The sequence below is a fragment of the uncultured Formosa sp. genome (genome assembly GCF_947500765.1).
Classification (GTDB): domain Bacteria; phylum Bacteroidota; class Bacteroidia; order Flavobacteriales; family Flavobacteriaceae; genus Formosa.
Window position 1 is genome coordinate 1 of the sequence record NZ_CANMTH010000008.1, and the last position, 15,292, is coordinate 15,292.

Consider the following 15,292-nt stretch of genomic DNA (forward strand, 5'->3'; position numbering starts at 1 on the left):
AAAGGCGGATTAAAAATGTTAACCAAAAATATGGCAACAGAATGGGCTAAGTTTAACATTCAAACAAACGGAATAGGTCCAGGATACTTTGCAACATCTCAAACAGCACCCATACGAGTAAATGGTCATCCTTTTAATGATTTTATCATTAGCAGAACACCAGCCGCACGATGGGGAAATCCAGAAGATTTACAAGGAACAGCCGTGTTTTTAGCATCAAAAGCAAGTGATTTTGTAAACGGACATGTTGTGTATGTAGATGGAGGAATTTTAGCTACAATAGGAAAACCTTCAAACGAAGATTAATTTTTAAAGCGATTTTTATAAATCAGTTTCAGGTGTAAACTAGGTATAAATTAAGATTAACTAAAAAATAATACTTGCTTTAAATTGTACGTGTTTATAGTTAGGTTTTTACCTAGAATAAATTAAAGAAATGAATAATTTAATTGAATAAATAATGAATGCAGAAATAAAAACAGGAAATTATAGATATCGAATACTCGCGCTCTTAATGTTTGCTACAACTATTAATTACTTTGATAGGAGTATTGTTGGAGTATTGGCCCCAACACTCGAAAAAATGTTTGGCTGGACCAATAAGGATTATGCTTTTATCATGATTTCATTTAAGGTAGCTTATGCTTTAGGTATGCTTTCAATGGGAGGTTTAATAGATAGATTAGGAACTAAAAAAGGATATACACTATCTATAGCAATTTGGAGTTTTTTCGGGATTTTACATGCTTTAGTAAGACCTGGATTTAGTGTTATGGGGTTTGCAGCAGCCCGTTTTGGTTTAGGTTTTGGAGAATCAGGAAATTTTCCAGCAGCTATTAAAACAACTGCAGAATGGTTTCCTAAAAAAGACCGTGCTTTTGCTACAGGACTTTTTAATGCCGCAACAAGTGTAGGGGCAATTGCAGCACCTTTTGTGGTAGCTTGGATAGTACACGAAGATGGAACAAATTGGCAAATACCATTTTTAATAACAGGTGGGCTTAGTGCTATTTGGGTTTTATTATGGTTTAGAATGTATAAAAAACCAGAAAATCATCCTAAAGTTACAAAAGAAGAGTTGGCTTATATTCATTCAGATTCTGAAATAGAAAATGAAGAAAAACTACCCTGGAAAAGTGTCTTGAGAAAACGTCAAACTTGGGCCTTTGCTTTAGCTAAAGTTACCGACGCTGTATGGTGGTTTTACCTATTCTGGGGAGCAAAATTTTTAGCAGATACTTTTGGAGTGAACATTCACGATATTGCATTACCATTTTTTGTAATTTATATTTTTGCTGACGGTGGAAGTATTTTAGGAGGATATCTTTCTGGTGTATTTATTAGAAAAGGTTGGTCTGTAAATAAAGCTCGAAAAATAACATTGTTAATCTGTGCATTAATCATTCTTCCTGTAAGCTTTGTAGCTATTACCGATAATAAATGGATTGCCGTTTTTCTAATTGGTTTGGCTGCCGCTGGTCATCAAGCTTGGTCTGCAAATATCTTTACTTTAGCATCAGATGTGTTTCCTAAAAAAGCAACAGCTTCGGTTGTTGGTATAGGAGGAATGGTTGGAGCTGTAGCAGGTATTGTTGCCGATTTTGCATTAGGTTCTGTATTAGATCAAGCAGGAAATACAGGGTATTTTTGGGCTTTCTTAATCGCTGGATCTTGTTATTTAATTGTTTTAGGTTTTGTGCATCTTTTAATGCCAAAAATGACGCCTTTAGATGAGAATTTAGAATTGATTTCATAAATTTAATCAGATGAAATCACATACTAAAAGTTAAGAAAATGTGTGAAGATCGTTTCAAATTATTAACACTTTTGGAAGTTACTTTTAATTAAAAAATAATAGTGTTTGTAGAAGGGTTTCAAAGCTTATGTTTTGGAACCCTTCTTTAGTTTTATGAATAAAATTATAGGATATAATAGAACAGTGTGTTTAATAACTATTCTCGTTATAAATTACGTTTTCTTTAATTAAAATATCTATAGGAAGATATATTTTATGGCTTGGTATATTGTTTTTAACTAAATAATCATTCATTAACTTAACAGCATTGTAGCCCTGGTTAAATGGTTTTTGAGAGATTAAAAACGAAACAGAATTATTTTTTAAACATTCAATGTTTTGAGGAGTATTATCAAATCCTATTAACTCAAGTGTTTTTAGGTATGTATCTGCCATGCAATCAACAAGCATATGTATACGGCTTGATGGTACAAATACACCTTTTATATCTGGATGATTATTTAAATAGGTGTTAATTTTTGTTTTGCGTAACGTTTTAGAATCTTGACTTTCAATTTCAAGCGTAAGGATTTTACATGGAATTTCATTTTTAACGAAATAATTGGTAAACCCTTCTATACGTTTAAATACAGCGTTGTTATTGGTTATATTTTTTCTAGATTGAATAATTAAAAATTCAGAAGATTCAGTGGTCTTAGACAGCATGAGTTTGGCTGCAATATAACCGGCAGTAAAAGAATCTTGTCCCACAAAAGATAAATTATTAAAACCTTCAATTTCAATGTTTAAAAATAGATAAGGAATTTTTTTATCGTCTAGAATAGCTACAATATTTCTTGTTTCTTCAGAAAAACTAGGCGCTATTATAAATGCAGAAGGATTAGATTTTAATAACTCGTGAAAAGTGTTAATGTAAGATTCTGGTTTTTGCTGGTTGTAAGTTAAGGTTTGCACTTGTGTTCCGAAAGTTTTAATGTCTTCGGCCGCTTTGGTTATCCCTAAATTAGGCGATTTCCAAAATAAATCAGATTTATTATGAGCAGGAATTAATACAGCAATATTGAATTTGTTTTTTAGTGCAAGGGCACTTGCTACAGGGTTAACACTAAAATTATATTCCTTTATAATTGCTCTAACCTTTTCTTCTGTTTTTTTAGAGACACCACCACGGTTATGTAAAACGCGATCAACTGTTCCTTCTGATACATTTGCTTCTTGTGCTATTTCTTTGATGGTTTTCATATAAAATGATAAAAAATAAGTCTTTAAATAGTGTTAGTTATTATAATGAAACACTATTTCCTAAAATATTCGATAAATATATATAACATTTTTGTGTGCGCACACGTTTTTTTATTATTTTTGTGTGTGCGCACACGAAATGTGTGTTTCGTAAAAATTTGTAATAAAAATAGTAATATCTAAAAATATGAGTAAAGTAGTAGTAGTAACAGGAGCTGGCGGTGTGTTATGTAGCACCTTAGCAAAGGCTTTGTCTAAACAAGGTCATAAAATAGCTGTTTTAGATTTAAAAAAAGAAGCAGCAGATAAAGTTGCAGAAGAAATTAATGCTGAAGGAGGTCATGCTATTGGAGTTGTAGCAAATGTGCTAGAAAAAGCATCTTTAGAAGCCGCTAAAGCAGAAGTGAACGAAAAATTAGGACCTTGTGATATTCTTGTAAATGGAGCAGGAGGTAATCATCCATTAGGAACAACATCTAATCCACATTTATTAGAAGCAGATTTACAAAATACAACAGAAGGATTTAAAACCTTTTTCGATTTAGATCCTAAAGGAATTGAATTTGTATTCAACTTAAACTTTATAGGTACGTTATTACCAACTCAAATTTTTGCTAAAGATATGGTGGGTAAAAAAGGATGTAGTATTTTAAATATTTCATCTATGAATGCTTTTACACCATTAACTAAAATTCCAGCTTACAGTGGGGCAAAAGCAGCTGTGTCTAATTTTACACAATGGTTAGCTGTACACTTTTCTAAAGTTGGAATTCGTGTAAATGCGTTAGCTCCAGGATTCTTTCTTACAGATCAAAACAGATCGTTATTAACTAACGAAGACGGAAGTTTAACACAACGCGGACAACAAATTATAGATCAAACACCAATGGGTAGATACGGTGTACCAGAAGATTTAATAAGTACAACATTGTATTTATGCGACGAAAAATCTGCATTTGTTACAGGAGTTGTAATCCCTATTGATGGTGGATTTAGTGCATATAGTGGTGTTTAATAATTAAAAAAGTATAACATGGAACAAACATGGCGTTGGTACGGGCCAAACGATCCCGTATCCTTATCAGATATAAAACAAGCAGGAGCAACAGGAATTGTAAATGCATTACATCATATTCCAAATGGAACAGTTTGGAGTGTTGAAGAGATTACAAAACGAAAAGAAACCATTGAAAAAATGGGTTTAACTTGGAGCGTAGTAGAAAGTATTCCTGTTCATGAAAATATAAAAACACGTTCTGGTAATTTTCAAGAATACATTGAAAATTATAAACAAAGCATCAAGAATTTAGCACAATGTGGTGTACATATTGTATGTTATAATTTTATGCCTGTTTTAGACTGGACACGTACAGATTTAGCTTTTGAAGTAGAAGATGGTTCTAAAGCACTCCGTTTTGATGTAGTTGCATTTGCAGCTTTTGAATTATTCTTATTACAACGTCCAGGTGCAGAACAAGATTATTCTGAAGCGATACAAGCTGAAGCTAAAGCTTATGTTGAAAAGCTAACCGAAGACGAAAAACAAAAACTTGTAAATAATATTATTGCAGGTTTACCAGGAGCAGAAGAAGGTTATACTTTAGAGCAGTTTCAGGCTATTCTAGACACCTATGCTAATATAGATGCTGAGCAATTAAAGAAAAATCTAGTTGCTTTTCTAAAAGAAATTATTCCAATAGCATCTCAGAATAATGTCTTAATGTGTATTCATCCAGACGATCCACCATATCAAATTTTAGGATTACCAAGAGTGGTTAGTACAGAAGCAGATTATGCGTATTTGTTTGATCAAGTTCCAGATAGAGCAAACGGAATTACATTTTGTACAGGATCTTTAGGAGTAAGAGCAGATAACGATTTATTAAGCATCTTTAAACGTTTTGCAGATCGTGTTCACTTTTTACATTTTAGAAGTACACAACGCGATGCTAAAGGGAATTTCCATGAGGCAAACCATTTAGAAGGCGATGTAGATATGTTTAGCTTAGTTAAGGAAGTAGTTATCGAAGAACGACGTAGAACAGCAGCAGGAATGGCAGATGCTATAATTCCAATGCGTCCAGATCATGGTCATCAAATGCTAGATGATTTACATAAGAAAACGAATCCAGGCTATTCAGGTATTGGAAGATTACGCGGATTGGCAGAATTACGAGGCTTGGAATTAGGTATAAAAAAATCATTTTAAAGATTAAAATTTTAAACTATGAGTACAAGTTTTATTCACGACAATTTTCTTTTAGAAAATAAATATGCTGAAGAATTATATCATAATTATTCTAAAAATCAGCCTATAATAGATTACCACAACCATTTGTCACCTCAGCAAATTGCAGACGATGTTAAATTTGGGAATATAACTAATGTTTGGATTAAAGGCGACCACTATAAGTGGCGTGCGATGCGTACATTGGGAATAAAAGAAGAGTTTATAACAGGAAACAGTTCAGATAAAGAGAAGTTCTTAAATTGGGCAAAAACGGTGCCTTATACCATGCGTAATCCGTTATATCACTGGACACATTTAGAATTGGCACGATATTTCGATATTACAGAATTATTGAATGAGAAATCGGCCGAAAAAATTTGGGATGAAACCAAAATGAAATTAAATTCTGATGCGTATAGCTGTAGAGGATTGCTAAAAAAAGTAAACGCAGAGTTGGTGTGTACAACAGAAGATCCTATAGATACTTTAGAATACCACCATAAATTAGCTCAAGAAAATTTTGGAGTTAAAGTTAGTACTGCTTTTAGACCCGATAAAGCCATATTTATTTCACATGATGGTTATAATGAATACCTAACATCTTTAGGAGCAGCCGCTGGTGTGCATATAAATTCATTTACAAGTTTATGCGATGCCTTAATTAAAAGAATTCAGTTTTTTCATAATAGTGGCTGTCGATTATGTGACCATGGTTTAGATAAAATTTATTTTGAAAACTATACAGAAAGTGAAGTTAATTCTATTTTAAAGAAGCAATTAGAAGGACAATCTATTACTAGTCTTGAGGCAGCAAAGTTTCAAAGTGCAATCTTAATATTTTTATGCGAAACGTATCATGAATTTGGTTGGGTACAACAATTCCATTTAGGTGCTTTGCGTAATAATAATAAGCGTATGCATACGCTTTTAGGCCCAGATACTGGTTGGGATTCTATAGGCGATTATCCGCAAGCACAAAAACTATCTGCATTTTTAAATGCTTTAGATAGTAAAGATAAATTAACAAAAACCATTATTTACAACCTAAATCCAGCCGATAATGAAGTTATGGCAACTATGATTGGTAATTTTAACGACGGTAGTGTGAAAGGTAAAGTGCAATGGGGTTCTGGATGGTGGTTTTTAGATCAAAAAGATGGAATGACTAAGCAATTAAATACTCTGTCTAATATGGGGTTAATTAGCTGTTTTGTAGGTATGTTAACCGATTCTAGAAGCTTCTTATCTTTTCCTAGACATGAATATTTTAGACGAATTCTTTGTAATCTTTTAGGAGACGAAATACAGCGAGGAGAATTGCCAAACGATATGGAATGGATTGGAAAAATGGTGTCTGATATTAGCTATAATAACGCCAAAAATTATTTTGATTTTTAATTAATATTCGTTCTTTAGCTGAATACCCCTTATATATTAAATAATTAATTATTAAAACCCTTTTAACGCTATTGTAATTTCATATTACAAGAGTTAAAAGGGCTTTTTATGTCATAACTTTTATTGAATAGTATTAAAGTTTGATTTTTTAATAAGTGATTGCTTTATCATAGTAAATAGAATAGATCGATCTCTTAAATATCGTGTTTTATTTAATTAACTTTAGTTTTTAAAGTTATCGTTTATATACTCACTTGGAGATTTTCCGTATTGCTTTTTAAATGCTTTTGTGAAGTAATTATGGGAATTAAAACCAACAGAATAACCTATTTCGTTAATCTTATAATCGCCAGACTTCATAAGTTGTATGGCATGTTTTAGTCTAATATTTCTAATAAACTCACTTGCAGATTGATCTGTAATCGATTTTAATTTTCTATGTAAATGTGTACGACTTAAATGTAGGTTTTTAGCTAAAACTTCTACCCCAAATTCGGTGTTTGTAATGTTTTCTTCAATAATTTTAATCGCTTTAAGAATTAATTTCTTGTCTAAATCATGCATTTCAAATTCATCCTCCCATTTATCTTCAGAAGACGCAAAAGATGCTCTTAGTAATTTTCTAGAATTTAATAAATTATTGATTTGAACGATTAATAAATCTTCATCAAAAGGTTTGGCTAAATAGGCATCTGCACCAGAATTAATTCCTGTAATTTTATCTTGTATAGTATCTAATGCAGTAAGTAAGATTACTGGAATATGACTTGTATTAATATCGGTTTTAATTTTAGCACACAGTTCAATTCCATCAATATGTGGCATCATAATATCTGAAACAACTAAATCTGGGTATAAAGAATTTACTTGGTTTAGTGCTTCTTTTCCGTTTTTAGCTTTTGCTATTCTGTAATTGTCTTTAAGAGATTCTTCTAAGAAATCTAATAACTCTGGATTGTCTTCAGCAATCAATATAAGTGCTTCTTGATTTTCAGAAGTATGTATTTCTTCAACATTTACTTCAGGTGTAATTGCAGATTCTGTAGAAAAATCAAAGGACGAGATGTTTGTAGATTCTACAGGTTTATCACTAAAAGACCCTAATTGGTGTATTGGTAAACAAATATGAAATACAGATCCTTGATTTTCTGAACTTGCTAGCGTTAATTGACCACTGTGCATGGTAATATAGTTTGTAGATAACGATAAACCTATTCCTGTACCTGTTCCTCTATCTATATCTGAGTTAATTTGAAAAAAACGTTCAAATACTTTAGGTAGCTTATCTTTAGAAATACCTACACCAGTATCTGAAATACTAATAGTAATAAAATCATCTTTAATGGCATCTCCAACGGTATAATTGTACCAATCGGGTTTTATTACTGGTTCTTTATTAGTCTGTATTTTTAGTGTTATTGTACCATTGTCTGGCGAATATTTAAATGCATTTGAAAGAATATTAACAAGGACTTTATCTATTTTATCTGTATCAAAATCCATTTTAATACATGGTTTTTCAGAAATAAAATTAAAATTAAACGCTCTATGCATAGCATGTTCCTCGAAACAGTTAAATACATTTTTACTAAAAGATACAATGTCTGTATGGATTGGGCTAAGTCTTAATTTCCCGTGATCAATTCTTCTAAAATCAAGAAATTGATTGATTAATCGAAGTAAACGGTCTGTATTGTTTTTAATTAGTGCTAATTGTTTGTTAGAAGCTTGATCGCCTATACCTGATTTTAATAAACGATTAACAGGACCATGAATAAGTGTTAATGGTGTTCTAAATTCATGTGAAATATTGGTGAAAAATTGAAGTTTTACCTGGTGTAATTGCTCTTCTGTTTCTCTATGTATTTTAGATAAATCTATTTCAGATTTTAGTTTCTGACGATGAATAACTTGTTTTCTGAAAAAATAAATAGAACAAATAAAAGCAATTAAGTAAAATAAATAGGCATACCACGTTAGCCAAAAAGGAGGTGTAATGGTTATATTAATTTGAGTTGCTATGTCGTTCCAAACCCCGTCGTTATTCGCCGATTTTACTTCGAATATATAATCGCCTGGCGGAATGTTGGTGAAATTAGCTTTATCATTATAATCTGCATTACTCCATTGCTCATCAAACCCTTTTAAGCGATACTTAAACTTGTTAATAAGTGGATTTATATAATTATTAGATATAAATTGAAAACTAAACGAGTTTTGATTATATTTTAGTGTAATGAAACGAGTTTTGCTAATAATATCTTCTAATACAGAATGGGTTGTAGAAGGTAGAATTTCTTCATTATTTATATAAAAATGAGTAACCGTTGTTATTGGTAAAATAGGGTTTATTTGTATTTTACTAGGAAAGAAACGTATTAAACCATTAGAGCCTCCAAAATATAATTCTTTATTAGACGAAACTAGAGCTGCTGTAGGATGAAAGTGATTGTTTAGAATCCCTTTATTACTTATAAAGGACTGTGTTTTATTGGTTGTGGTATTAAATTTGCTAATACCATTTTCTGTTGTAATCCATAAATTATTATCAGAATCTTCTAAGATTGAAAAAATCTCATTTCCTGTAAGGCCATCTTTTTCTGTAAAATGCTCTGTAGTATCTGTTTTTGGATTGTATTTGTCTAGTCCGTGCCCATTAGTACCAATCCAGATGTAGCCATTGCTACCTTCTTGTAAACAATAAATGTAATTGGTAGCTATACTTTTAGCATTGTTTTCTTGGTAAAATATATGAATAAATTCTTTAGATCCTTTCTTTAAAAGGTTAAGTCCGTTTTCTGTAGCGAACCAAATATCACCTTCTTTATCTTGAATAATATGACGAACATTATTGTTTGATATGGTATTTATATCTAAAGGGTTATGTTGAAAACGAGTAAATTTTTTAGAATGAAAATTATAAAAATAGACTCCTTTTGGGTAATCACTAACCCATAACCCCTCGTTGGTAGGTAATAAATCTAGAGCTTGTAAACCTGTTTCAAAGGGTGGTTTTATTTGTTGAAACGTGCTGCTGTTTTTCGGACGATATAATAATCCATTACCATAAGTTCCAAGCCATAATGTTCCGTATTTATCGTATGCAATAGATTTTACATTTTTAACCTCACGACCGTTATATACTATAATTTCTTTTGTAAAAACATTGGTTTCAGGATTAAATATATTTAAGGAACCATCGTCTGTACCAATTAATATGTCTTTTTTATTATTGCTTTCTGCTAAACAACTCACAATATTATCGCTTAAAGAATTTTTTGAAGTCGATTTATTATAGTGTAAAAAAGAGTTGTTAAATGTATTATGAAAAGCTAAACCTCCCATCCAAGTTCCAATCCATATGTTTTTATGGGAATCTTTATATAAAGACCAAATGGAGTGGTTTGGTAATTCGGGATAGTTTTGTTGATCTACAACGAGTTTAACTTCATTATCTTTAATAATGGTAATCCCCTCGAATGTAGCAACCCAAATCTGATTGTTTTCATCTTTAATTAAGCTTCTAATTTGGTCGCTAGGTAATGTGTTATTTTTTGCATTAAAATAATGTTTTACATCTCCATCTAGATCTAAATTTAATAAACCTTTAGATTCGTAACCAACCCATATTAAAGAGTCGTCTACAAGAATAGATGTTGCTGCATCATTCAGCCCTGTAGCAAAAAAACAAAATGTATCAGAACCATCTAGTTTATAATATATTTCTCCATCTCTATATACTACCCAGATTGCATTGTTTTTATCAATGGTAACTAAACTAACATGACTTTTTTTATTATTAATATTTTGGTAAACGGCTTTTTTGGTTTCTGGATTGAATATAGCCACTCCTTTTTCATCAGAAAACCAAAAATTATCTGCATCATCTTGAAAAAATGATGTGATGTTTTTTCCTGTATAGTTGTCGTATTGATCTTTAATTAAATATCTATCAAAATGGTCTCTATTGTCATTGTAAGTACATAAACCATTTTCTGTAGCGACCCACATTTTTCCATTATGGTCTTTAAAAAGTGTATTAATTCTGTTTGTAGGAAGTGTGGAAGATTGACCTTGTATATGGTTATATCTTTTTATGGTTGTAGAGTTATAAGAGAACAAACCATTATTTGTACTAAACCATATGATGCCTTGGTTGTCTTCTAATATAGAGGTGACTTGAGAATATACAACACCACCGTCTGGAGTTATTTTAGATATTGATATGTGAGGGTCATTTGCAGCAAATACACCATGTGAAATAAGAAGTAATAAGATGTAATAAAAGCAATTTTTCATATCAAATATTTAGTAAGCAAATTACTAAATATTAAGTCTTCTATAAAAATAATTGTTTAATAATATCTAGCACATATGTTGTTTTAAGGTACATGTGTGCTAAAAGACACATTTGTTACAGGTATTGGGAACAATAGTCTGAATATAGTCTAAAAGTGTTAAGTATTTTTGTGAAATAATTAAGAGTAATTTAATACAGAATTAATGAAATATATATCTTTTATAATAGTGTTGTTATTTTTCAACTCTTGTAAACCAAAAGCAGATTATAATGCTAAGGGGTTAGTTGAACAAATTTCTACACAATTAAAATATTCACCTGTACTTAAAGATGATTTTAAGATTACAAATAGAAATGTTTTTCCAAGAACATTAGATTCTATTGGAGCACTTCACCTTGTAAGTAAAAAAGATTGGACAAGCGGTTTTTATCCTGGTGTATTATGGTATACATATAGTTTAACAGAAGATCCTTATTGGAAAACAGAAGCCATTAAATTTACTAATTTATTAGAAAGTGAAAAAAATAACGCTTCAAATCATGATATAGGTTTTAAAATGATGCCTAGTTTTGGTTTGGCGTACAAATACACAGATAACGATGCTTATAAAAGGGTGTTAATAGAATCTGCACAAACATTAATTACAAGATTTGATGAAACCGTTGGTTGTATACGTTCTTGGGATCATCATAAAGATAAATGGGAGTTTCCTGTGATTATAGATAATTTAATGAATCTAGAACTTTTATACTGGGCTTGGAAAGAAACGGGAGATCCTGTCTATTATAATATTGCGACAACACATGCCAAAACAACTATGAAAAATCATTTTAGAAGTGATTATAGTACATATCATGTGGTAAATTACGATACCATAACAGGAGTTGCAAGGTCTAAAGAAACGCATCAAGGTTATGCAGATAATTCTTGTTGGGCTAGAGGAGAAGCTTGGGCATTGTATGGGTATACTATGGCTTATAGAGAGTCTAACGAATCAGAATTTTTAAAACAAGCAGAACATGTCGCAGACTATATAATAAATGTAGCAACACTTCCTGAAGATTATGTTCCAACATGGGATTTTATGCTAAGCGATAAAGTAAACGAACCAAAAGATGCTTCTGCAGCAGCAGTTATGGCTTCTGCTTTTTACGAGTTAAGTACATTTACAGACAATTCAAAAAACAAGGAATCTTATTTAAAAGTAGCCAATGGTATTATGGCATCCTTGTCTACTAAAAAATATTTTAACGCACCAGGTACAGACAAAGGTTTCTTATTAAGCCATTCTACAGGTTCTAAGCCGTGGAAATCAGAAATAGATGTCCCTTTGATATATGCAGACTATTATTATTTGGAAGCATTATCTAGAAAATTAAATATTCAAACTCAAACTAACTAATTCAAAATTTCATGAAGAAAAAACGTTTATTATTTAAACTTACATGTTTATTTTTTGTGCTGATAGCCTTTAATGGGTATGCTCAAAATAAAAACATTACGGGTACTGTAACAGGAGAAGACGGTATGCCGTTGCCCGGTGCATCTGTAATTATTAAGGGAACTTCTACAGGAACCATGTCAGATTTTGATGGGAATTTTACCTTACATGCGACGCCAGAATCCTCACTTGTTATTAGTTATGTAGGTATGGAAAGTCAAGAAATACCTGTAAAATCTAAAACAAATTTTAGTATTGTATTAAAATCATCTTTAGTCGGTTTAGACGAAGTTGTAGTTGTTGGATATGGTACTCAAAAGAAAAGTGATGTAACAGGTTCTGTAGTTTCTGTAAGTTCAGAAACATTAGAATCTAAACCAAGAGCAAGTTTAGAACAAATGTTACAAGGTACAACTGCTGGTATGAATATTAGTGTTAATGCCTCTAATGCAGAAGGATCTTCTAATACTATGTTAATTCGTGGACAAAATTCTATTTCAGCCTCAAATAGTCCATTAATTATACTTGATGGTATTCCATACTCAGGAAGTTTATCTGAAATTAACCCAAAAGATGTTGGATCTATCGAAGTATTAAAAGATGCATCAGCATCTGCTATTTATGGATCAAGAGGAGCTAACGGAGTTATACTTATTACTTCTAAAAAAGGTAAAGAAGGTAAAATGACAGTGAATTTCTCTACTTCTACAACGTTTAGTAATCCTATTAATATTCCTAACCTTATGGATGGAAAAACGTTTTACGAAACTAAAATAGATAGAGGATTATCTACTTCTTTGGTAGAAGACGAAGGGTATGCAGAAGGGCGTAATACAGATTGGATAGATCTTGCTACAAGAGCAGGAGTAACGTACCAACATGATTTATCATTCTCTGGAGGATCAGAAAAAACAAAATACTATGTGTCTTTATCTTACTTAGATGCAGAAGGAACTGCTGTAGGTGATAATTTTAATAGATACACCCTAAGATTAAATTTAAGTCATGACATTACACCATGGATGACGTTTAGTACAAGTACTCAATATGGATATTATGACAGAAGTGGTGCAAGTGCAAGTTTTTCTAATGCATTTTCAATGAATCCGCTTGGTATCCCTTACGAAGAAGATGGAAGCCAAACTTTAGAAACTTGGGATGATGGAACTTATACAACCAATCCTTTAGCTCCACTTTTATATCATGATAGTGATATTACTAGACGTTTTACATCTAACAATAGTCTTTTAATAAATGTTCCTGGTGTAGAAGGATTATCATATAAATTAAATACAGGTTACGATTACAGATCTAGATTAGATCAAAGTTATAGAGGTACCAATACATTATCTGGATTAAAAGTTGATGGATATTTAGATTTAGCAAACGAATACGATGAAGATTGGATTGTTGAAAATATTATTAGCTATAAAAAAGACTTCGATAAACACTCTATCTTTTTAACAGGATTATACAGTGCACAAAGCGAATGGTCTGAAAATCATGACGTACACGCAGAAGGTTTCCCTAACGATGTAGGTACATACTATCAAGCAGATAAAGCTAGTTTAATAGAGCCAAGCTCATCATATATTAAAAAAACACACTTATCTCAAATGTTAAGAGGTAATTATGCTTTCGATTCTAGATACTTATTAACATTAACCGTTAGACGTGATGGATACTCTGCTTTTGGAGAAGATAGTAAATTTGGTGTTTTCCCTTCAGCAGCCTTAGGATGGAATATTTCTAACGAAAAATTTCTAGAAGATTCTAATACAGTAAATAATTTAAAATTAAGATTATCTTACGGAGTTAGTGGTAATGAAGCTGTTTCTGCTTATTCAACATTACCTTCATTATCTTCATCAAACTATGTAGATTCAGACGATCAAACATTATTTGGTTATTATCCAAGTAGTTTAGGAGATCCGTCTCTAGGATGGGAAACTACAGCATCTTTTAATGCTGGATTAGACTTTGGTTTATTTAAAAATAAAATTAGAGGTTTAATAGATGTTTATAAATCTAAAACTACAGATCTTTTACTTAAAAAATCTATTTCAAATGTTAATGGTGTAGGATCAATCACACAAAATATTGGTGAAACATCAAGTAAAGGTATTGACTTCCAAATTTCAACAGTAAACATAGATAAGAACGATTTTAAATGGTCTACAAATTTTAACATTGCACATTACGAAACAGAGATTGTTAATGTTGGTTTAAAAGATGAAAATGGAAAATATATAGACGATATCGATAACGAATGGTTTATAGGAGAGTCTATAGATGTTAATTACGATTATGTTTTTGACGGGATTTATCAAGTAGATACAGACAATACACCGCAAGGAAATGTAGAGGCTGGAGATATTCGTTACTTAGATAGTGATGGAGACGGAGTAATAACAACAGCAGATCAAGAAGTAATTGGTAATACAACACCAGATTTTGTTGCAGGACTAACCAATACATTCGAATATAAAAACTGGTCGTTAAGCTTTTTTGTTAATATGGTTTCTGGTATTTCAAGATCTAATACGTTATTATATACTAATGATATTGATCTTAGAGAGAACAGATACAATGTAACATTTTGGACACCAGAAAATCAAAGTAATCTTTATCCAAGAAACGGAAGTCATTCAGAAATTAATCCGCGTTCAGCTAAATTTTATAGAAGTACAGACTTTATTAGATTACAAGATGTAACTTTAAATTATAGATTTCCAAAAGAAACTTTAACGAAATTAAAACTAGCAAATTTAGAGCTGTTTACAAATATTAAAAACTTGTATACAGAGACAGATTGGATTGGTTTAGATCCAGAATTTTCTAGCAGCGACTCAAGACAAACCTCAGCACCACAGACTATGTCTATTATGTTAGGTTTAAAAGTTAGTCTTTAATTAAAATATTAA

9 protein-coding genes are annotated in these 15,292 nt (G+C 31.3%); 7 read left to right on the forward strand and 2 right to left on the reverse strand.

Features of this window, described 5'->3' with window-relative positions; all coding sequences use genetic code 11:
- Positions 1 to 306: SDR family oxidoreductase (locus tag Q1B05_RS13865; protein WP_299781549.1), on the forward strand; the 306-nt coding region annotated here is incomplete at its 5' end.
- Positions 307 to 460: 154 nt separating this feature from the next.
- Positions 461 to 1,756 (forward strand): MFS transporter, encoded by a 1,296-nt coding sequence (locus Q1B05_RS13870; protein ID WP_299781550.1) that lies wholly within the window; start codon positions 461 to 463, stop codon positions 1,754 to 1,756.
- 189 nt (positions 1,757 to 1,945) lie between these two features.
- Here Q1B05_RS13870 and Q1B05_RS13875 read toward each other — a convergent pair whose 3' ends face one another.
- Complete coding sequence (locus Q1B05_RS13875; protein ID WP_299781551.1) at positions 1,946 to 2,998, reverse strand: substrate-binding domain-containing protein; 1,053 nt, start codon at positions 2,996 to 2,998, stop codon at positions 1,946 to 1,948.
- 187 nt (positions 2,999 to 3,185) lie between these two features.
- On the opposite strand from Q1B05_RS13875, the gene Q1B05_RS13880 reads away from it, so the two are divergent.
- Genes Q1B05_RS13880 through uxaC form a run of 3 tightly spaced genes read left to right on the forward strand, consistent with a single transcriptional unit; the run spans position 3,186 to position 6,626 of the window.
- A complete protein-coding gene (locus tag Q1B05_RS13880; RefSeq protein WP_299781552.1) occupies positions 3,186 to 4,013 on the forward strand; it encodes an SDR family oxidoreductase in 828 nt (275 codons plus the stop codon).
- An 18-nt stretch (positions 4,014 to 4,031) separates the two neighbouring features.
- Positions 4,032 to 5,207 (forward strand): mannonate dehydratase, encoded by a 1,176-nt coding sequence (uxuA, locus tag Q1B05_RS13885; RefSeq protein WP_299781553.1) that lies wholly within the window; start codon positions 4,032 to 4,034, stop codon positions 5,205 to 5,207.
- An 18-nt stretch (positions 5,208 to 5,225) separates the two neighbouring features.
- Positions 5,226 to 6,626, forward strand: coding sequence for a glucuronate isomerase (gene uxaC, locus Q1B05_RS13890; protein WP_299781554.1), 1,401 nt, complete (start codon positions 5,226 to 5,228; stop codon positions 6,624 to 6,626).
- 222 nt (positions 6,627 to 6,848) lie between these two features.
- Here the strand turns inward: uxaC and Q1B05_RS13895 are convergent, their stop codons facing one another.
- Positions 6,849 to 10,925, reverse strand: coding sequence for a hybrid sensor histidine kinase/response regulator transcription factor (locus Q1B05_RS13895; protein ID WP_299781555.1), 4,077 nt, complete (start codon positions 10,923 to 10,925; stop codon positions 6,849 to 6,851).
- Between the two features lie 204 nt (positions 10,926 to 11,129).
- On the opposite strand from Q1B05_RS13895, the gene Q1B05_RS13900 reads away from it, so the two are divergent.
- Complete coding sequence (locus tag Q1B05_RS13900) at positions 11,130 to 12,329, forward strand: glycoside hydrolase family 88 protein (RefSeq protein ID WP_299781556.1); 1,200 nt, start codon at positions 11,130 to 11,132, stop codon at positions 12,327 to 12,329.
- Between the two features lie 11 nt (positions 12,330 to 12,340).
- On the forward strand, positions 12,341 to 15,280 hold the full coding sequence (locus Q1B05_RS13905) for a TonB-dependent receptor (RefSeq protein WP_299781557.1): 2,940 nt from the start codon (positions 12,341 to 12,343) through the stop codon (positions 15,278 to 15,280).
- Positions 15,281 to 15,292 lie beyond the last annotated feature (12 nt).

Excerpts from the sequence above, each read along its gene's own strand:
- uxuA (WP_299781553.1), top strand. The coding sequence starts at position 4,032 with ATGGAACAAACATGGCGTTGGTACGGGCCAAACGATCCCGTATCCTTA.
- Q1B05_RS13875 (WP_299781551.1), bottom strand. The coding sequence starts at position 2,998 with ATGAAAACCATCAAAGAAATAGCACAAGAAGCAAATGTATCAGAAGGA.
- Q1B05_RS13905 (WP_299781557.1), top strand. The coding sequence starts at position 12,341 with ATGAAGAAAAAACGTTTATTATTTAAACTTACATGTTTATTTTTTGTG.
- Q1B05_RS13895 (WP_299781555.1), bottom strand. The coding sequence starts at position 10,925 with ATGAAAAATTGCTTTTATTACATCTTATTACTTCTTATTTCACATGGT.
- Q1B05_RS13880 (WP_299781552.1), top strand. The coding sequence starts at position 3,186 with ATGAGTAAAGTAGTAGTAGTAACAGGAGCTGGCGGTGTGTTATGTAGC.
- Q1B05_RS13900 (WP_299781556.1), top strand. The coding sequence starts at position 11,130 with ATGAAATATATATCTTTTATAATAGTGTTGTTATTTTTCAACTCTTGT.
- uxaC (WP_299781554.1), top strand. The coding sequence starts at position 5,226 with ATGAGTACAAGTTTTATTCACGACAATTTTCTTTTAGAAAATAAATAT.
- Q1B05_RS13870 (WP_299781550.1), top strand. The coding sequence starts at position 461 with ATGAATGCAGAAATAAAAACAGGAAATTATAGATATCGAATACTCGCG.